This is a genomic window from Ideonella sp., assembly GCF_041918995.1.
Taxonomy (GTDB): Bacteria; Pseudomonadota; Gammaproteobacteria; order Burkholderiales; family Burkholderiaceae_C; genus Ideonella.
In genome coordinates, this window is the sequence record NZ_JAYRUN010000010.1 from 139,006 (window position 1) to 158,310 (window position 19,305).

Annotated in this window: 11 protein-coding genes; all 11 read right to left on the reverse strand. The window is 73.1% G+C overall.

Features of this window, described 5'->3' with window-relative positions; all coding sequences use genetic code 11:
• Positions 1–12: 12 nt before the first annotated feature.
• Genes ACE3UN_RS11080 through ACE3UN_RS11130 form a run of 11 tightly spaced genes read right to left on the reverse strand, consistent with a single transcriptional unit; the run spans position 13 to position 19,246 of the window.
• Positions 13–6,075, reverse strand: a complete 6,063-nt coding sequence (locus tag ACE3UN_RS11080) for an FkbM family methyltransferase (RefSeq protein ID WP_374675002.1) — start codon at positions 6,073–6,075, stop codon at positions 13–15.
• A gap of 19 nt (positions 6,076–6,094) precedes the next feature.
• Positions 6,095–7,369: a UDP-N-acetyl-D-mannosamine dehydrogenase gene (gene wecC, locus ACE3UN_RS11085; RefSeq protein ID WP_374675003.1), complete on the reverse strand. Its 1,275-nt coding sequence runs from the start codon at positions 7,367–7,369 to the stop codon at positions 6,095–6,097.
• 46 nt (positions 7,370–7,415) lie between these two features.
• A complete protein-coding gene (gene wecB / locus ACE3UN_RS11090; protein WP_374675004.1) occupies positions 7,416–8,540 on the reverse strand; it encodes a non-hydrolyzing UDP-N-acetylglucosamine 2-epimerase in 1,125 nt (374 codons plus the stop codon).
• A gap of 12 nt (positions 8,541–8,552) precedes the next feature.
• Entirely contained in the window at positions 8,553–10,187 is a 1,635-nt protein-coding gene (locus tag ACE3UN_RS11095) for a glycosyltransferase (RefSeq protein ID WP_374675005.1), read from the reverse strand.
• Positions 10,188–10,194: 7 nt separating this feature from the next.
• Positions 10,195–11,559 carry a glycosyltransferase family 4 protein gene (locus ACE3UN_RS11100; protein WP_374675006.1) on the reverse strand — a complete coding sequence of 455 codons (1,365 nt, stop codon included), beginning with the start codon at positions 11,557–11,559 and terminating at the stop codon, positions 10,195–10,197.
• 11 nt (positions 11,560–11,570) lie between these two features.
• Positions 11,571–14,117 (reverse strand): polysaccharide pyruvyl transferase family protein, encoded by a 2,547-nt coding sequence (locus ACE3UN_RS11105; RefSeq protein WP_374675007.1) that lies wholly within the window; start codon positions 14,115–14,117, stop codon positions 11,571–11,573.
• A 30-nt stretch (positions 14,118–14,147) separates the two neighbouring features.
• Positions 14,148–15,245 (reverse strand): capsular biosynthesis protein, encoded by a 1,098-nt coding sequence (locus ACE3UN_RS11110; protein WP_374675008.1) that lies wholly within the window; start codon positions 15,243–15,245, stop codon positions 14,148–14,150.
• Between the two features lie 8 nt (positions 15,246–15,253).
• The gene (locus ACE3UN_RS11115) at positions 15,254–15,922 is read right to left on the reverse strand and encodes an ABC transporter ATP-binding protein (protein WP_374675009.1); all 669 of its coding nucleotides are present in this window, start codon (positions 15,920–15,922) and stop codon (positions 15,254–15,256) included.
• Entirely contained in the window at positions 15,919–16,713 is a 795-nt protein-coding gene (locus ACE3UN_RS11120; RefSeq protein WP_374675010.1) for an ABC transporter permease, read from the reverse strand. Before ACE3UN_RS11120 ends, ACE3UN_RS11115 begins: the two co-directional genes overlap by 4 nt.
• 47 nt (positions 16,714–16,760) lie before the next feature.
• Positions 16,761–18,665, reverse strand: coding sequence for a polysaccharide biosynthesis protein (locus tag ACE3UN_RS11125; RefSeq protein WP_374675011.1), 1,905 nt, complete (start codon positions 18,663–18,665; stop codon positions 16,761–16,763).
• A complete protein-coding gene (locus ACE3UN_RS11130; protein WP_374675030.1) occupies positions 18,653–19,246 on the reverse strand; it encodes a sugar transferase in 594 nt (197 codons plus the stop codon). Before ACE3UN_RS11130 ends, ACE3UN_RS11125 begins: the two co-directional genes overlap by 13 nt.
• Positions 19,247–19,305 lie beyond the last annotated feature (59 nt).

Genomic DNA, 19,305 nt, shown 5'->3' on the forward strand with positions numbered 1-19,305 from the left:
GCCGCGGCGCCTTCAGGCCAGCACACCCTGCGCCAGCAGACGGCGACCCACCGCCTCGAACGCGTGGTCGTCGGCCACGCTGCGCAGGCGCGCACCCACCTCGGCGGCGAAGCCCGGGTCGGCCGCCAGCCGGCCCAGCAGCTCGGCCGCGTGCATGGCGTCGCGTGCGAACAGCGGATAGTCGGCCCCCAGCAGCGACTCGTTCACGGGGCTGCGCGCGAGGACGACCGGCACGCCGGTCGACGCGTACTCGAGCACCTTGGTGGACAGCTCGTGCGTCCCGGCCTCGAAGACCGGGTCGCGGAACGCCCAGCAGGCGTCCATCGACGCCACGGCACGCATCAGCGCGTCACGGTCGACGGCGCCATGCCAGACGACACCGGGCGTGGTCTCGAGCAGCTGCCGGATCTCCTCGCGGAAGCCGGGCTCGTCCGGCACGTGGTGGATCTTGTCCCCGTACACATGCAGCCGGGCCGACGGCACCGCCTGCGACAGGCGGGCGAAGGCGGAGAAGAGATCCCGGATGCCCCAGCGCGGGGCGAACTTGCCGGCGTAGCACAGGCGGAACTCCGCGTCGGCGCGCGGCAGCGCACCGGCTTGCCCGGGCGGCGGGATCATGGGCGGCAGCAGCACCGTCTTGCCGCGCGCCTCGGGCCAGTGGGCCAGCATGTGGGCCTCGAACTGGGGCGTCTGGCACAGCAGGAAACGACAGGCCCCGATGATGGTGGCGATGCGCGCCTGGATCTCCGGCGTGATCTGCTCGGCCGACTGCGGGATGTCGGTGAGATAGGCCCACAGGCGCCCGCGCAGCCGTGGCTCGACGGCGGCCGCGGTGCACAGGTCGAAGCCGCGCAACACGAAGCCGTGGAAATGCTGCCTCTCGTCGAGCTCGCACAGCGTGCGCACCGCGCCGTGCACGTCCAGGCCCTGGTTGCGGTCGGTGAAGGGCGGTTCGACGAACCGCACCTGGGGCGTGCGGTCGAGCAGCCGTGCCACCACCTGGGTGCGGTGGATGCGCGCCTTGAACAGCAGCGTGACGCCCACGCCGGGCAGCCCGGACAGCGTCTCGGCCAGCGAGGCGGCCCAGATCGCCGAGCCATCCATGATGTTGAGGTTCAGGTCGCCGTAGACCGCGATTGGCGCGGCCGGCGGCGCGACCACCCGGTCCGATCGCGGATCGCTCTCCTGCTGGCGCAGCAGCGCCAGCTCGCGCCCCACGGTCTGCTCGGCGCCCGAGCGCTCGCGCACCCGTGCGGCCGCGGCCTCCGACAGGCGCAGGAACCGCTCGGGGTCGTCCTGCAGCGCCAGGATGGCGTCGGCCAGGCCCTGCGCGTCCTCCGGCTCGGCCAGGCAGGCGCAGCTGTCGTCGACGAACTCGGGGATCGCCGCCACGCGCGTCGTCACCGGCACCAGGCCGGACGACATCGCCTCGTCGCGCGACACGCCCTGCGAATCCATGCGCGAGGGCACCAGGAAGATGCCGTGCTCGCGGTGCACCTCGGCGATCTCGTGCTGGGTGAGGAAGCCTTGCTGCAGGGCCACGTTGGGGAACCGGCGCAGCGGCTCGACCGTGCTGTCGAACAGCGGGCCGTCGCCGATGACGGTGAACGACAGCGAAGGGAACACCGGATGGGTGGACAGCAGCTCGATCGCCCGCACCATCAGGTCGTTGGCGTACACCAGCGAGGCGTAGGGCCGGATGGACAGGATGCGGCGGCGGTGCTCCGCCGTCTTGGGCCGGTAGGGGAAGACGGAGCCGTCGATGAAGTTGGAGATGACGCGGTAGCGCGCGGGCTCGGGAAAGACGCCCAGGTCCGCGAAGGCTTCGCCAGCCTGCTTGGCTGACACGAAGACCAGCCGCAGGTTCGGGCTGTCGGTGCCCAGCACCTCCCGCCACATGGCCAGGCGCTCGTCGCTGCCGCGCCGCGCCTTGTCCCGCTCGGTGTCCGTGGCGTGGTTGATGGCCCGGCGCCACCAGGGCTGGATCTCCGCGCCGTGCACCCAGATGACGACGCGGACGTGGTCCAGGTGCTCGCGCAGCACCGACCAGACATGCCGGTCCATGTAGTGCACGAGCACCGTGCGGCAGGAGCTGGCCGACAGTGCCGCGCGCAGGCGCACCGCCTCACCGTCCTGCACGCCGATGTCTTCGAACTCCCGGAAGCGGCCCCGGGCGTCGCCGCCGAGGCGGAACACGTCGACGCGCTGCCCGCGCTCGCGGTAGCCGCGCACGCGGGAGTGCACGAAGCCGAAACGGTAGAGGTCGTCGTAGCTCGGGTACTGCTTGGCGATGAGCAGCACGGACGAGGTGGGCACCACCAGGCGCGGCGGCAGCTTCGGCCGGGCCAGTTCCAGCGGGCCGAGGCACCCGCTGGCCTGGCGCTGGAAGCGCAGCGCCAGCCGGGCGAAGGCGGTGCCGGCGGGCACCGCCATCGTCCCCTCGGTGCCCACCGGGTGCATGAGGTGGCTGATCTTGCGCCCCTTGGCGTCGTGGAATACGAGTACCGCACGCACATCGCCCTTCAGGCGGCCGGCCACGTGCATCAAGGAGGGCTGGCCCGCCTTGAGCGAGGCCACGTCGAAATGACGGTCCAGGTAGGCGTACTCGACCCGGTCATCCAGGATGTCGGCCTCGAACTGCAGGCCCTCGGGGCCGAGCGTCCACTGCACGCCGGCCGGCGGCTGCGCGGGCAGCAGTGCCGCCCACTGCTGCACCGACAGGGACACCGGCGGCGCCACATCGGGCGGCGCGGGTGGCTCACATCCGGCGCTGGCCACCGCGGTGGCCAGGGCCTGCTCCAGCGCGGCGACGGGCTGTGCTGCCGCGATGGCGGGGGACGGCACGACGGCGGGCACCCAGGCCAGCCGCGCCTGCACCTGCCAGGAGGACACCGGCAGCGCCGCGCCGGCGAACGCGGCCTCGGCCACCGCACGGGGCACCAGCGCGTCGGTCGCGGCGGCCTGGCCGTCACGGCAATGCCAGTCCCGGTCGTCGGCGCCGTCCGCGCCGTCCGTGGCCGCTGCGCCGTCGGCCCCTCCGGCGGCCGCACTCCAGCTGGCCGCCGCCCACAGGCGCCGCAGGTGGCCTGCCGGCCAGGGCCGCGCGGGATCCAGCACGGTCACGTGGGTGATGCCCAGCCCGGCCCAGGCCGTCGGCAGCTCGGCCGGCGAGCCGACGCGGCGCCACGGCAGCCCGCCGGCCGCTGAGGACGGCAGGCCGTCCGGACCGAGGGCCACCAGGCAGGCCGGCACACCCTGGGCGAGCACCAGGCGGGCCGCCTGCTGCAGGGCCTGGGCGTCGGGCGCGGGCACCACCACCGCCACACGCGGCGAGGTGTCCACCGCGGCCGACGGCCACAGCCACTGGCGCAGCGACGCCAGCCGGCGCTCCGCCCGGTGCTCGGACCAGGCATGGACGATCGCCTCGGCCTCGCGCTGCCGGCGCATCGCCCTCTCTTCGGTGGCGTGGCGCACTGCGCGCTCACGCTGGGCCGGCGCGTCGCTGGCCACCACCAGGTCGCCCCACAGCAGCTGCAGCGCGCGGGAGAAGCGCGCCACCGGCAGCTGGCGTCGGACCACCGCCTGCCACAGCAGCGGCGACCAGGTCGACTGCTGCTGGTCGTCGACCACGGGAATCTCGGCCACCGCCGGGAGAGCGGGCGGCAGGTCGGCGAAGGGCGACATCGCGCGCGGCTGGAACGCCGTCGGCCACACGCCCACGCGCGTCTGGGGCACCAGGGTGTGCCACAGCAGCGCCCCGTCCGCATCGCCGCACACCACCGCGTCCACGCGCTCGGCCCAGGCCCGGGCCGCCGGCGCCGCGTCGGGCCCGTGCTCCGTCCACAACACCCTGGCGATGCCGCGTTCGGCCGCCTGGGCCAGCAGTGCGGCCCACCGCGCCGCCTGCGCCGGCGCCAGCGCGCACAGCACGGCGGCGTCCAGCAGCAGGGTGTCGACGTCCGGCAGGGTCTGGGTGTCGGCGTCCAGCCCTTCCCACCGGCATTCGGGGGCCCACAAGGCCTGCCCTTCCGGCGTGCACAGGCCGCCGACGCGCCACGCATGCACGTGGGCGGGGGCGAGCTGGCGGTATGTCGTCGGCGCGACGGGTCGGGGCGGCGGTGCGGCAGCGACACCGGGCACAGGGGCCCGGGCCGGCGCCGCCGCGGCAGGGACCGGGCCGGGTGCCGGGGCTCGCGCTTGCGCTTGCGCAGGCGCGGTCGCGGGCTGCTCGGCAGGCCGGGCCGTGGCCGGACCCGCCGGGGCGGCCACCACAGGCGCCGACGCACGCCGGCGCCAGGCCCGCCACAGGCGGCCCGACAGACGCATCAGACCGGCGGGCGTGCGGGCTTCCGCCAGCACCGTGCCCACCCGGAACCGCCAGCTGCGCAGCACCCGGCCGTGCTCCTCCTGCAACTCGCGCAGGGCGCGTTGCGAGGCCAGCGCCGCCCCGCGCAGGCGCCGCTGCTCCTCCACGAGACGCGCGCCGCGCTCCCGCAGCTTCTGCGCCTCCTGCGCACTCAACGCCAGGGCGGCCCGGGTGGCCGTGTGCGCCGATTCCGACTGCGCCAGGGTCGCCTGGACGGCCGCCCTGGCGGCTTCGGCCTCCGTCGCGCGGCGGGCCTGTGCGGCGGCCTCGGCCGAGGCCCGCTCCAGCCGCTGCGCGTGGTCGCGAAGCTCGGCCTCTGCCCGCTGCAGCGCGGCCTGCGCGGCCGCGAGTGCAGCTTCGGCGTCGCCCGCGCGCCGGGCCTGTCCGGTGGCCTCGGCCGCGGCGGCATCCAGCCGCTGCGCCTGCACACGAAGCTCGGCCTCGGCCGCGTCGCGCTGCTGCTCCGCCAGGCGCCAGGCGGCCTGCGCTGCGGCCTGTGCGGCCTCGGCGTCCCTCGCGCGCCGGGCCTGTTCGGCGGCTTCGGCCACGGCCTGCTCGAGCCGCTGCGCGTGGGCGAGCAGCTCGGACTCGAGCGCCTGGCGATGCTGCCCGGCCTGCCGCAGCGCCGCGTGCGCGGCGTCGAGGCGGGCCTGCAGGTCATCCTGGTGCGCCTGCAGCCGCGCATGCTCGTCCACGAGCGAACGCGCCCGCTCGTCCAGCCTGGCCGCCTGCGCCGCCTCGGCGCCCGCCCGCGTCTGCGCGGCGCGCCACGCGGCGGCCGTGTCGGTCTGGCGCCGCCTCGCGTCGTGCAGTTCCTGCTCGACGGCAGACAGCCTGCCGGCCAGTGTCGCGGCTGCGGCGCGCGCGCTGGCGAGTTCGTCGCGTGCGCGGCGCTCCTGCTCCACCGCGTGGGTCAGGCGTGTGCGCACCGAGGTGAGCAGCGCGGCCGTGCGATAGCTTTCGTGGAACGCCTTGTCCTGCAGCCGCGCCAGGCGCTGGTCCATCGACACCCGCTCGATCGGCATGAACAGGTGTGTCGGCGTGGCGTTGAAGGTCTCCCAGCAGACGTACCCGCGCGGCTCCAGCCAGCGCAGCAGAGCGCGGAACGCGGCGTCGTTGATGCACTCCACGTACATCAGCGGGCGGTCACGGGCCACCAGCGCCTCGGCGCCGCGCAGCACGTCGAGCTCCATGCCTTCCACGTCGATCTTGAGCGCGCGCACCGGCCCGTCCACTGACAGGGAGTCCAGCGCCACCACCTCGACGTCGCCCTCGCCCAGGACCAGCTTCTGCGCCCCGAGGTTGCCGGGGTTGTCTTCTGCCAGGGTGGCGCGCGACGGGCTGGCCCCCGCCCCCTGGCGGTGCACCCTGACGCGGCCCGACAGGCCGTTCAGGCGGGCGCTGTGCTCGATGGCGTCGCTGAGCCCCGCGTGGGGCTCCAGAGCGATCACCCGGCAGCCGGCGACGGCGGCCAGGAACAGCGTGTGGTTGCCCACGTTGGCGCCCACGTCCACCACCAGGTCACCCGGCGACAGCCGGCCCGCCATCTCTTCGAGCATCTCCCGCTCGTACGGGGAGTGGGTGTCGGCGATCTTCTTCTGGATGTAGTCGCTGGCCGCCTGCGGCAGGACCATGCGGTAGTGCACGCCCAGGGCGTGCACCTCGTGGACCGGGTCCGCAGAGGGCGTCGAATCGAGGAGAGCGGACATCGCGGCAACCCCCCGGGCGTCAGGCCTGGGGACGCAGCACGCCGACGGCGTCGACCGCGGCCTGCCCCGGCCGCAGCCGGTCGGCCAGGTCGGCGAACTCCCGGTGGGCCACCAGCACGGCCACCACGTCGGCCTGCGCGAGCGCCTCGTCCAGCGACACCAGGCGGCCGCCGGCCAGTGACGCCGGCAGGGCGGTCACGTTGGGCTCGACGAACAGGCACTCGATGTCGCCGGCCTGGTGCAGCGACTCGGCGATGTGCAGGGCGGGGCTCTCGCGCAGGTCGTCGATGTTGGGCTTGAACGCCAGCCCGAGCACGGCCACCCGGGCCCGGCGAGCGCCGGTGGCGCACTCGCGCACGGCGGCCCGGATGCGCCCGGCCACCCACTGCGGCTTGCCATCGTTCACCTCGCGTGCGGTGCGGATGAGACGTGCCTGCTCGGGCGTGCGGTCGACGATGAACCACGGGTCCACGGCGATGCAGTGGCCGCCCACGCCGGCGCCCGGCTGCAGGATGTTCACGCGCGGGTGGTGGTTGGCCAGGCGGATCAGCTCCCACACGTCGATACCGATGCGGTCGCAGATCAGGGACAGCTCGTTGGCGAAGGCGATGTTGACGTCACGGAAGGAGTTCTCCGTGAGCTTGCACATCTCGGCGGTGCGGGCGTTGGTGACCAGCAGCTCGCCCTGCACGAAGGTGCGGTATAGCGCCACGGCACGCTCGGAACAGGCCGGCGTGAGGCCGCCGATGATGCGGTCGTTCTCCACCAGCTCGCGCACCACGTGGCCCGGCAGCACGCGCTCCGGGCAATAGGCCACGTGCACGTCCACCGCGTCCACCGCGCCCGACGCGCCGGGGAAGCGCAGGTCCGGCCGGGCCGCGGCCAGCCACTGCACCAGCTGCTCGGTGGTGCCCACGGGCGAGGTGGACTCGAGCACCACCAGGTTGCCCGCCCGCAGCACCGGCGCAATGGACTCGGCGGCCGCCTGCACATAGCTGACGTCGGGCTCGTGCTCGCCCTTGAACGGGGTGGGCACGGCGATGAGGAAGGCATCGGCCGGCTCCGGGCGCGTGGTGGCGCGCAGGTAGCCCTCGGAGACCGCGCTGTGCACGATCATGTCGAGCTCCGGCTCGACGATGTGGATCTCGCCGCGGTTGATGGTGTCCACGGCGTTCTGGTTGATGTCCACGCCGATGACCCGCACGCGGCGGGCGGCGAACATGGCGGCGGTCGGCAGGCCGATGTAGCCCAGGCCGATCATGGACACGGTGGGGAAGGCGGGCGTGTGGGTCATGCGGTTCTCCGGCCCCGGCGGGGCCCGGTGTGGCAGCGGGGGGATGTCAGGCGGACAGGGTGGCGCGCAGCGCATCGACGATGCGCTCGCAGGCCCGGCCGTCGCCGTAGGGGTTGTGGGCGAAGCTCATGCGCTCGTACTCGGCGCGGTCGTCCAGCAGCAGGGCCACGCCATCGACGATGGCGCGGGCATCGGTGCCCACCAGGCGCACCGTGCCGGCCTCGACGGCCTCCGGGCGCTCGGTGGTGTCCCGCATGACGAGCACCGGCTTGCCCAGCGAGGGGGCTTCCTCCTGGATGCCGCCGGAATCGGTGAGGATCACCGTGGACTGCGTCATGAGGTAGACGAAGGGCAGGTAGTCCTGCGGCTCGATCAGGTGCACGTTGGCGATGCCCGACAGCAGCCGGTTCACCGGCTCGCGCACGTTGGGATTCAGGTGCACGGGGTACACCAGGTCCATGTCCGGGTAGCGGCGCGCCAGCGCGGCGATCGCCTCGCAGATGCGCTCGAAGCCGTCGCCGAAGTTCTCGCGCCGGTGCCCGGTGATCAGCAGCATCCGGCCACCGCGCAGGAAGGGGAAGCGGGCGGCCAGCGCGGCGCGCAGCGCGTCCGACGACTGCAGGCGCTCGCGCACCTCCAGCAGCGCGTCGATCACCGTGTTGCCGGTGACGACGATGCGGTCCTCGGGGGTGTTCTCGCGCCGCAGGTTGTCGCGCGCGGTGTCGGTGGGCGCGAAATGCAGCCGCGTCAGTGCGCCCGTGAGGCGGCGGTTTGCCTCCTCTGGCCAGGGCGAGTAGAGGTTGCCGGTGCGCAGCCCGGCCTCCACGTGCCCGACGGGAATCCGCAGGTAGAACGCGGCCAGCGACGCGGCGAAGGTGGTGGTGGTGTCGCCATGCACCAGCACGATGTCCGGGCGCTCCTGCTCGTACACCTGCCGGATCGATTGCAGGATCTCGGCGGTGATGGTGAACAGGTCCTGCCCCGGCCGCATGACGTCCAGGTCGTGGTCGGGACGGATCTCGAACAGCTCGAGCACCTGGTCGAGCATCTGACGGTGCTGTGCCGTGACACATACCCGGCTGGTGATGCCGGGCTCCGCCTGCAGGCGGCGCACGAGGGGGGCCATCTTGATGGCCTCCGGCCGCGTGCCAAAGACGGTGAGTACTTTCATCCCTGAATTCTTCTAAAACCTCAGTATCCCACGCCCCCCTAGATTCACTCGAGTGAGGTCAGCGATGCATTGCTGCAAAGCAAATGTGTAGGCATCTGCCACCTGCGCCGCGGCGAGCGACCAGGTCCGGTGCCCCCGGACCCAGGCCCGGGCCCGCGCGCCGAACGCCGCGGCGTCGCCCGCGCGCAGCCGCGCTTCCAGTGCCGTGGCCCAGGCCACGACATCCCCCTTGGGCACCACGACGCCGGTGTCGCCCTCGCGCACCATGTCGGCCATGGCGGCCACGCTGCTGACCAGCACGCACTTGCCCAGCGCCATGGCTTCGAGGGGTTTCAGGGGTGAGACGAGCTCGCACACCGGCCACGGCTTGCGTGGGAAGGGACACAGGTCCACCAGCGCATAGTGGTCGGCCACGTCGTCGTGGGGGATCCGCCCCACGGCGCAGGTGCGGTCCTGCAGCCCCGCGGCCTGCACCTGCGCCAGCACGGCATCGCGTGCCAGCCCGTCGCCCACCAGCAGCAGGTGGAAGGCCAGGCCCCGGTCGCGCAGCAGCGCGCACGCCGCCACCAGGTCGTCCAGCCCTTCGTAGTCCACGAACGAGCCGATGTAGCCGATCACCGGCACGCCGTCCGGCATGCCCAGCTGCCGGGCCAGTGCGGCCCGGCGTGGCCGGGGCGACAGCTGCCCGTCCACGGCGTTGGGCGCCACCCGGATGCGATCGGCCGGGGCGCCGCGCCGCACCAGCTCCTCGGCCATCGGCCCGGTCAGGGTGACCAGCGCGTCCGCCACCTGCAGCAGCTCGCGCTCGAAGGCGCGCAGCTGCCGGCACTCCGCGGTGTGCATGAAGCCCGGGTCCGAGGACGCACGGGTGACGTCCCAGAAGCCGCGCACCTCGTACACGAAGGGCAGGCCCGCCTCGCGCGCGGCGATGGCCGCCGGCAGCGCCGTCATGTAGTTGGACGCCGCGTGCACCAGCCCCGGGCGCAGCACGCGCACCAGCTCGCCGATCTCGTCGGCAGCGGCCAGCAGGTAGGGCGTGTGGCCCAGCCGCCGGCGGCTGCTAGCCAGCAGGCGGCGGTAGTCCAGGCGGCCCACCCGGTCCATGGGTGGCAGGTCGCTGCCTTTGTGGGCACGGTCGGCATCGCCCGGATAGCCGGGCCGGGTGGCGGGACGCACGTCCCAGCCCGCGGCCTGGAGGGCGGTGAGCAGGCCGTGCGAACGCGTCGCATAGCCATTGCTGGTGTAGGGCAGGCTGTAGGCCAGCAGGTTGAGCACGCGGCCCGGCTCCGGCGCGGACACGGGGCGCCCCACGCGAGGCTGCCGCAGCCGCTGCAGCACCTCGCGCCGGCGCCGCAGCTCGTCGATCAGACGCCGGTCGGCGTCGCCCACCGCACTGCCCTGGGCCACCCATGCATCGGCCCACGCCGCGGCCTGGTCCGGGCGCCCCGCCTCGTGGGCGATGCGGCACAGCTCGGACCAGGCGCGGCCGTCCAGGCGCCCGCCGACGCCGACGACGGCCCCCGCCGCCGCCATGGCCTCGTCGACCCGGCCCTGCCGCATGCCCTCCCGTGCCGCCGCCAGCCGGCGCGCCGCGCCGCCGCGCCAGGGCGCGCGCGCGGACCAGCGTGACCACAGCCGCCGCAGCACCGCCGCCTCAGGACGCCGTGATGCCGAGGCCGCGATAGACCTCGCGCAACCGCTGCCCGTAGGCCGCCGGCGAGAACCGCTCGGCCTGCAGGCGCCCGCGCCTGGACAGCTCGAAGCACAGGTCGTCGTCGGCGTCGATCTGCCGGATCGCCTGGGCGATGTCGTGCGCGCGGTAGGGGTCCACGAGCAGCGCGGCGTCGCCCGCCACCTCGGGCACCGAGCTGGTGGTCGAGCCGATGACCGGCGTGCCGAGCGACATGGCCTCCAGCACCGGCAGGCCGAAACCCTCGTACAGCGACGGGAACACCACCGCCCGCGCGCCGCGGATCAGCTGCACGAGCATGGGAAACGGCACGTAGTCGAAGCGCCGCACGCGGTTGTCGCCGCTGGGCAGCGCATCCAGCAGCCGGGTCTCCTCGGCCGAACGCCAGGCCCGGGCGCCGACGATCACCAGCTGCGACCCGGTGCCCGCGGAGAGGAAGGCCTCGACGATGCGGCCCACGTTCTTCTTGGGCTCGATGGAGCCGAAGAACAGGAAGTAGCCGCGCGGCTCCAGGCCGAAATTGGTGCCCACCGTGTCGGCCACCTCGGCGTCGCTCATCTCGGCGAACTCGCGCGGGATGTGCACCGCCTGGTAGGTGTTGGTGACGCGGTCTTCGGGCACACCGAGCAGCTCGATGATGTCCCGGCGCGAGGCCTCGGACACGGTGACGATGTGGTCGGCCGTGCGCGCCACCCACTTCACGAGCGCCAGGTAGCTGGCCTTGCGGTCCAGCGTCGTGTAGGGCAGCCGCAGCGGCACCAGGTCGTGTAGCGTGTAGACGTTGGGCATGCCGCGTATGCGCACGGGCACCGGGTAGGTCCAGTGCATCAGGTCGGCCGGCCCGGGCAGGCGCACCTTCTGGATGCTGCGCAGCAGCTCGAACTTCACGTGCGCACGCTCGAACAGGCGGTGCACGTTCCACAGCGCATCGAAGCTCGGCAGCCGGCCGACCAGCCCGCGCGTGACCACCGCGCCGGTGACCGGCACGCGGAACGCCTGGTGCCGGTTGCCCGGCCGCAGCGACCGCAGCGGGCGCAGCAGCTGCTGCAGCCGGCCGGGCTGCGCGGCCGGCGCCGCGTCGAAGAACATGACTTCCTTGAGCAGGTCGTCGTAGCCGGCCTGGATGGGCGCGCCGTACAGCACCTCGACCTCGGCCCCCAGGGCCTTGAGCGCGTGGCTGAGGTTGCGGGCGTAGGTCGCCACGCCCGTGCCCTTGTCCATGGCGAGGTTGTAGCCATCCAGCACGATGCGCGGCGCGGCGCCATCGGCGCGCCGCATGGGGGCGGAGGACGCCCCGTCGGCCGCGGCCGGGACATGGCGATCGGACATGCAGCGCACTCCTAGAACCGCAGTTCGTTTAGGCGCCCCGGGTTCGCCATGCGCCCGGACAGCGGATCGAACGCCAGCGGCAGGGGAAAACTCTCGACCAGCGGCGCGGCGTCGTACTCGAACGGCTCCCAGCGCGCATCGATCGCGCGCACCACGTCCTGCCAGTCGGTGGCCTGGTCGCGCCGCTGCGCGTACATCTGGAAGCTGTCGCGCCGTCCGCCGCGGTAGAACTCCCATACCCGCGGGTCGGTGGTGCACTCGTCCACCAGCGAGACGGCCAGCGGGCCGTTGGGCACGTGCGGCATCTGCCGGTAGTTCAGCACGGGGATGCCGTAGGCCTCCGCGATGACGACGCCATGGAAGCTCTGCGACACGATGCGCTTGCACGACAGGATCTGCCGCAAGGTGGCGCAGATGCCCTCCCAGGTCGGCTCGTGCCAGGTGTTGATCAGCAGCACCGAGCCGGCATCCGCCTCGTCGATGCGGTAGCGCAGCGAGTCCGCGGGCGGGCGGGCACCCGGCCCGAAGCCCTCGACGTCCTGGATGTGCGGGATCACGCCCAGCTCGTAGCGCTTTTCCACCGGCTCCTGGAAGATCGACGGCAGCAGCCACACCGGATCGCCGTAGATCTCGGGCACCGGCACGCCGAAGTCGCGCAGGTGGCGTGCGCTGATGGGCCCGCGGATGGCCCGCACGTCGTAGTGGGTGCGCGGTACGTTGCGCGCCAGCACGCCGCCCCGGATCGACACGCCGCTGCCCCAGATCACGGCCTCGCCGCCATGGATGGCATGGGCGATGCTGCCCACCGCCACCAGCTTGCTTTCCGGGCGGCCGAAGTCCACATGGTGCACGCGCCGGCCCGACAGGGCGGCCACCATGACGGCGCTCAGCGAGTCGCCCAGGTTGCCATAGCCGTGCGTCTCGCGCGTGGAGGCGGCCCAGCACAGGGCGACGCTGCCCTGCGCATCGCGCGCGTGGCGCACCAGTGCCGCCACGCGGTGGCGCTCGCCCGCCTGCGGCGTGGGTGGCAGCGGCACGATGTCGGGGCCATGCGGCACGTCCGGCTCGGCGTTCAGGTCGGCCTGGTCGGGGGCCAGCCAGGGGGCCAGCAGCTCGCGCAGCGCACGGCCGTGCACGATCATGCGCGTGGCCAGGCGCTCCACGGCGGCCGGGGGCACCGCCCGCAGGTCGCCGCCCAGGCCGGCGGCCAGCCGCTCGACGGCCTGCGGCACGGGCAGGTCCGCGGCCAGCAGATGGGCGCGGCCGTCCGGCAGCGCTGCCAGCAGGCGGGCGATCTTGCCGTCCGGGTGGTCCAGCGCCAGCACCGGCACGCCGCACAGCATCGCCATGACCAGCCCGTGGAAGCGCGTCGTGACCAGGCCGCCGTAACTGGAGACGGCGTGGACCAGCGGCTCGAACGCCAGGCCGCGCAGGTCCTGCACCGACGGCGTGGCGCTCATGCGCTCGAGCAGCGGCGACGCTCGCCGCGCGTGCACCACGTCGTCGTCGGACAGCATCAGCAGGTCCACCGAGCGACCGGCCACCGCGGCGGCCAGCGGACCGGTGGGGTCCTGGAGCGCGGCGGCCAGCGCCGGCGAGCCGAACAGCTCGCCCGCCAGCGCCACGCGCACCGGCTGCGGCAGCGTCGGCCGCACCGCCTTGCGCGCCCGCTGCACCCAGGCGAACAGCAGGTCGGGACCGGTCCACACCTGGGCCAGGCCGAGCCGCTGCAGCAGCTCGGCGCTGGCCGGGTCACGCGTGGTGGACGGCCCGAACCGGGCGAGGCAGGTGCGGGCGAATTCCTCGGTCACGGCATCCCGGAAGATGCCGCCCGCGTGGTCCTGGTCGGACACCCCGATCAGCGCCACCGGCAGGCCGGCCGCCTCGCACATGGGGCCGAACTTCAGGTAGTTGGCCAGGTTCTGCGTCTCGTTGCGGCCATCCCGGCTGGCATAGACCAGCCCGCCACCGCCCACCACCACGGCATCGAAGCGGCTGAGGTGGCCGGGCGCGACGTCGGAATGGCTCCACCACACCCGGGCCTTGGCCCGGCGGCGCAGCATCTCGGCGAGCACGAACGACAGCTGGTCGTCGCCCACGTTGCCCATGCCGGAGGCGCCCACCACGAGCACGCGGGGCCCCTGCGCGGCCTTGGCGCCCGGCGCAGGGCGGAACTTTCCCTCGGGCACCAGGTGACCGCCGAGGTGCCCGCCGACGCGCTCGCGCCAGGCCTGCCAGTGGCGCACGCTCTCGCCGCTGGCCTTGTCGGTCCAGGCGAAGTTCGCGCACAGGACGAACACCTCGTTCGCCCAGCGGCAGCGGCGCCGGTTGGTGTGGTCCTCGTGCACCCAGGGCGCCAGCCGATGGGCGTCGTCCTTGCTGCAGCACCAGGCGATGCGCCGGCCCTGGTGGGCGATGCCCCAGGAGAACTCCAGCGGCACGAAGCGGGGGTGGAGTTCGAGAAACTCCGACGGCACCAGCACCAGCTCGGCCTCTTCCGCCGCCGCCAGGGCCTTCTGGCTGGCCGATGCCCAGTATGGATCCTTGCGCCAGTTCACGTCCTGCGTTCTCCGTGTGGTGGGCGCCGGTCAGTCGAGGTGGTCCTCGATCGTGGCCACCAGCAGGCGCACGATGCCGAACACCAGCGCGAAGCCCAGCACCAGGGCCAGCAGGTCGTAGCCCCGTTTGGGGTAGGCGGCTTCCTCGGGCAGCGTCGGCGAGGCCACCAGCACCAGGCTCTTGATCTTGCGCATCGATTCCATGCGCGCGGTTTCCATCGACAGCGTGGCCGACTTGTAGGCCTGCTCGGCGAAACCGACCTCGAACTCCAGCTCCCGGAAGTCCCCCGCGAGCGTGTTGAGCCGGGCGCCGGCCTTGGTGTCGGCGGTGCCGCGGGCGGCCTCGGCGGCCATCTGCTGGCGCAGGGCCTCGGCCTGCTGCCGCATCGCCCGGACCTGGAACGAGTTGGCGTCCATGTAGGACTCCGCCGCCCGCAGGTCGGCCTCCAGCTTGGTCAGCCGGCTCTGCAGCTCCAGCGTCAGCGCCGTGGTGGCCTGGGCCTGGGCGGCCGGGTCGAGCATGCGGTGCTTTTCCTGGAACGCCAGCATCTTCGCCTTGGCGTCGCGGAACTTCTCCGAGGCCATCGCCAGCTCCTTGGCGGCAAAGCCCATCTGCTCGCGCGCCAGGCGCTGGGAGATCTGGTTGATGAAGACCTCGCTGGCCTGCACGACGGCGCGGTTGACCTGCTGGGCCTGCTCCGCGGTGAAGCCCTGCGTGCGCACGGTCAGCAGCCCGGTGGTGTCGTCGAAGCGGGGCTGCACCCGCTGGCGCCAGTAGGCGAGGAAGTCGTCGTTGCTGGCGTCGGCCGACAGCCGCAGCAGCCAGTCCCGCGGCGGGGCCGACCAGGCCTGGCGCAGGCCCACCTGCTTGTCCACATGCTGCAGCATGTCCATCGACTGGATGTGCGTCTGCAGCAGCAGCAGGTCCGCATGGGCGCTGGCGCCGCTGACCTGGAAGATGGAGGCCAGGCCCGCCAGGCCCACGGGCTGGTCGCCGCTCTGCTTGACCGTGACGACCGACTCGCTCTCGTAGCGGTCGGCTGCGAGCACGTACAGGTACAGCGCGCTTAACAGGGCCGGCAGGGCGATGAGCCCCCAGGCCAGGTTGCGTCGCGTCAGGAACTTCACCAGGCGCTTCAATCTTTTCCCCCCAGCCGCTCATAGGCGGCGATGCCGGCGTCCACGTCCTCGTAGACGGTGGCGCGGCCACGGTCGAGGTGGACCACCACCTCGCACATGGACTTGATGAGTTTCATGCTGTGTGACACCAGGATGAGCTTGGACGACTTCATGCGCTCGTCGAACAGCGCACGGCTCTTGGCCTTGAAGCGGGCGTCGCCCACGCCCATGACCTCGTCGATGAGGTAGTAGTCGAACTGGAAGGCCATGCTGGTGCCGAAGGCGACCCGGGCCCGCATGCCCGAGGAATATGCCGACACCGGCAGGTCGAACCACTCGCCGATCTCGGCGAAGTCGGCCACGAAATCCTCGACCCGCTTCATCGCCTCGCCCCGCACGCCGTACAGGCGGCAGACGAAACGCACGTTCTCGCGCGCCGATGCCGACGTGACCATGCCCCCCGACAAGCCCACCGGCCAGGACAGCCGCTCGGGCGTGATGATGCGCCCCTTGTCGGGCAGGTCCACGCCGGCGAGCAGCCGCATCATGGTGGACTTGCCCGCGCCGTTGCGGCCGATGAGGCCCACGCTGCGCCCACCCGGCACCTCGAAGCTGAGGTCCTGGAAGACCGTCTTGCGGCCGCGCAGGGTGAGGTAGCTTTTGGTGAGGCGTTCGACGCGGATCATGTCGTCACCCGGCTCAGCCGGCGCAGCCGGTACAGCGACAGCCCGAAGAACAGCGTCACGGCCGCGCTGAAGAACACCACGTGGTAGGACAGCTGCGCAATGGACTGGTAGTGCGGCAACCCCAGCGCCCGGCTGGCCTCCACCCAGTGCAGCAGCGGGTTCCAGGCCAGCACGTCCAGCCATTCGGACGGGAAGCGGGACACGGGCAGCATGACGCCGGAGGCCAGGTACAGCGGCAGGAAGGACACCCGGATCACTGCCCGCACGTCCGGTGCGAAGCTGGTCATCGCCGCGAAGATCATGCCCAGTCCGAGGGCGAAGCCCACCAGCCCCAGCATGAGCAGCAGCCACTCGACCGGCTGCACCGGCACCAGCGCGTAGCCGAAGAACACGGTCAGCCCGGCACCGATGATGAGGAACAGCATCGACTCCAGGCACAGGGTGAAGATGGCCTTGGTGAAGATGACGTCGATCAGGTGCACCGGCCGGTACGACAGCAGGCCGCGGCTGGTGTTCACCCCTTCCATGGTCTGCACGCAGATGCTGCGGAAGAGGAAGTACGGCAGCAGCCCGTACAGCAGGAACACGGGGTAGTCGTAGCCGGTGACGTGCCGGTCCAGGATGAACCCGAACATCAGCACCGGGAACGCCACGTGGGCGATGGGCTCGATGAGCACCCAGAAGAAGCCCACCCGGCTGCGGCCGAAGCGCGCCGAGAACTCGCGCAGCAGCAGGGCGTACAGGACGTCCTTTTGGACCTGGTACGGGGTGCGGACGGGAATGGGTTGCATGGCGGACGGCGGTGGCGGCGCGGCGGAAGGCGGGCGCGGCCGGCGCGTCAGGTGCGCCGGTACTCGGGCACCCAGTGCGCCAGGAAGGCGCGGACCGCGTCGGCCGGAGCCGGCCCGTCGGCCGCCTGCAGCGCAACCAGGGATTGTCGCAGGCCGGCCAGGGGCACGCCGTCGCGCAGCCGCGCCACCCGCAGCCGCGGCACCGCCGTGGGCACCGTGGCGTCGTCGTCGGCCAGGAGTTCCTCGTACAGCTTCTCCCCCGGCCGCAGGCCGGTGAAGACGATGGGGATGTCCTGCTCCGTGCGGCCGGCCAGGCGGATCATCGTGCGGGCCAGGTCCACGATGCGCACGGGTTCGCCCATGTCCAGCACCAGCACCTGGCCCGTCTCGCCGATGGCGGCGGCCTGCAGCACCAGACGGGCGGCTTCGGGGATGGTCATGAAGTAGCGGATGATGTCCGGGTGGGTGACGGTCAGTGGCCCGCCAGCGGCGATCTGGGCCTTGAACTTGGGGATCACGCTGCCCGAGGAGCCCAGCACGTTGCCGAAGCGCACGGCCATGAAGCGCGTGGCCGGGTGCTCGGCGGCCAGCGCCGACACCACCAGCTCGGCCGCGCGCTTGGTGGCGCCCATCACGTTGGTGGGGTTCACCGCCTTGTCGGTGCTGATGAGCACGAAGCGCTCGGCGCCGTGCTCCGCGGCGGCGAGCGCGGCGTGGTACGTGCCCAGCGTGTTGTTGCGTAGCGCGGCGGCGGCGTTGTGCGCCTCTTCCATCAGCGGCACGTGCTTGAAGGCCGCGGCATGGAACACCACCTGCGGCCGCCAGTGGCCGAGCGTGGCGCGCAGGTGCGCCAGGTCCTTCACGTCGCCGATCACACGCACCAGCTCCAGGTGCGGAAAGGCGCCCTGCAGGTCCTGCTCGATGCTGTACAGCGCGTACTCCGACAGCTCGTACAGCACCAGCCGCGCTGGTGCGAAGCGCGCCACCTGCCGGCACAGCTCGCTGCCGATGCTGCCGCCGGCGCCCGTGACAAGCACCGTGCGCCCCGCCAGGCACTGGGCGATGCCCGCCTCGTCCAGCACCACCGGCTCGCGCCCCAGCAGGTCCTCGGGCTCGATGTCACGCACGCGCTCCACGCCGCTGCCCTGGCGCAGCTCTTCCGCCGAGGGCACGGTGAGCACGGGCAGCCCGCTGGCGCCCGCGAGCTCCACCGCCCGGCGGCGCTGCGCCGCGCTGGCCGCCGGCAGCGCGATGATGAGGTGGGTGGCCGCGCCGCGCACGCCCTTGTCGCGCACGTCGGCCAGCGGCCCCAGCACCGGCACGCCGGCGATGCGTGCGCCCTGCTTGGCGGGGTCGTCGTCGAGCAGGCCCAGCACCACCCAGCCCTGCTGGTGGATGCCGGCCAGCAGGCGGCGCGCCGCCTCGCCGGCGCCCAGCACCAGCGCCCGGCGCACCTCGGCCTGGCTGCCGGTGATGCGCGCACGCGCATGCTCGTACAGCATGCGGTAGCCAACGCGCACGCCGCACACCGCCATCAGCGCCACCAGCGGGTGCAGCGCCAGCACCGCGCGCGGCACCTGCACCAGCTGCAGGCCCAGCACGCCCACTGCGCTCACGGTGCCGGCGGCCAGGCAGGCCAGGGTGAGGCGCTTGACCTCGCCGAAGCCGGAAAAGCGCCACATGCTCTGCGGCACCTTGGCCAGCGCGAACGCCGCGAGGTACACCGCCACCACCCCCGCCAGCACCCAGCCGTCGTAGCCGGGGCGCGCCGTCCACCAGCGCTCGAAGCCCAGGCGGAACAGGTAGGTGGCGTTCCAGGCCAGCACCACCATGGCCGCGTCCACCGCCAGCGACAGCGGCTCGCGGTGCGGGCGCAGGCGGGCGAGCGCGCGGTCGAGCCGGTGCCAGGCCGTGGCGGCGGCCGGGGCGGCCGTGCGGCTCAGCGGGTCCACAGCACCCCCAGGGTGCGCCAGATGAGCGCGAGGTCGGTCCACAGGCTGGCCCGGTCGGCGTAGTCGGCGGCCAGGGCCAGCTTGCGCGGCAGGATCACCTCCACGTACTCGCGCTCGGGGTCGGCCGCGGCGGCCAGCTGCTCGGCCTCGCCGCGGAAGGCCAGCGACGCCGGGTCGGTGATGCCGGGGCGCACGGCCAGCACGCGCTGGCGCAGGTCTGCCGGGTACAGGGCCACGTAGCGCGGCACCTCGGGCCTCGGCCCCACCAGGCTCATGTCGCCGAGCAGCACGTCGATCAGCTGCGGCAGCTCGTCCAGGCGGTGGGCGCGCAGGACACGGCCGACGCGCGTCACCCGCCGGTCCTCGCCCACGGTGAGCTGGCCCGACCGCTCGGCGTCGACCCGCATGGTGCGGAACTTGTGGATGCGGAACGGCCGGCCGTGCCGGCCCACGCGCTCCTGGCGGAAGAACACCGGGCCGGGCGAATCCAGGCGGATCGCCAGCGCCACCAGCGCACCGGGCAGCGCCAGCAGCAGCAGGCCCGCCAGCGAGCCCAGGATGTCGAGCAGCCGCTTGGCCATGTGCAGCGTCATTCCCACCGTGCCGGCCGCCTCACCACCGTGGCCACGCCCTGCCGCAC

Coding starts and splice junctions, on each gene's coding strand:
- ACE3UN_RS11080 (WP_374675002.1), bottom strand. CDS start 6,075: ATGTCCGCTCTCCTCGATTCGACGCCCTCTGCGGACCCGGTCCACGAG.
- wecC (WP_374675003.1), bottom strand. CDS start 7,369: ATGACCCACACGCCCGCCTTCCCCACCGTGTCCATGATCGGCCTGGGC.
- wecB (WP_374675004.1), bottom strand. CDS start 8,540: ATGAAAGTACTCACCGTCTTTGGCACGCGGCCGGAGGCCATCAAGATG.
- ACE3UN_RS11100 (WP_374675006.1), bottom strand. CDS start 11,559: ATGTCCGATCGCCATGTCCCGGCCGCGGCCGACGGGGCGTCCTCCGCC.
- ACE3UN_RS11115 (WP_374675009.1), bottom strand. CDS start 15,922: ATGATCCGCGTCGAACGCCTCACCAAAAGCTACCTCACCCTGCGCGGC.
- ACE3UN_RS11120 (WP_374675010.1), bottom strand. CDS start 16,713: ATGCAACCCATTCCCGTCCGCACCCCGTACCAGGTCCAAAAGGACGTC.
- ACE3UN_RS11130 (WP_374675030.1), bottom strand. CDS start 19,246: ATGGCCAAGCGGCTGCTCGACATCCTGGGCTCGCTGGCGGGCCTGCTG.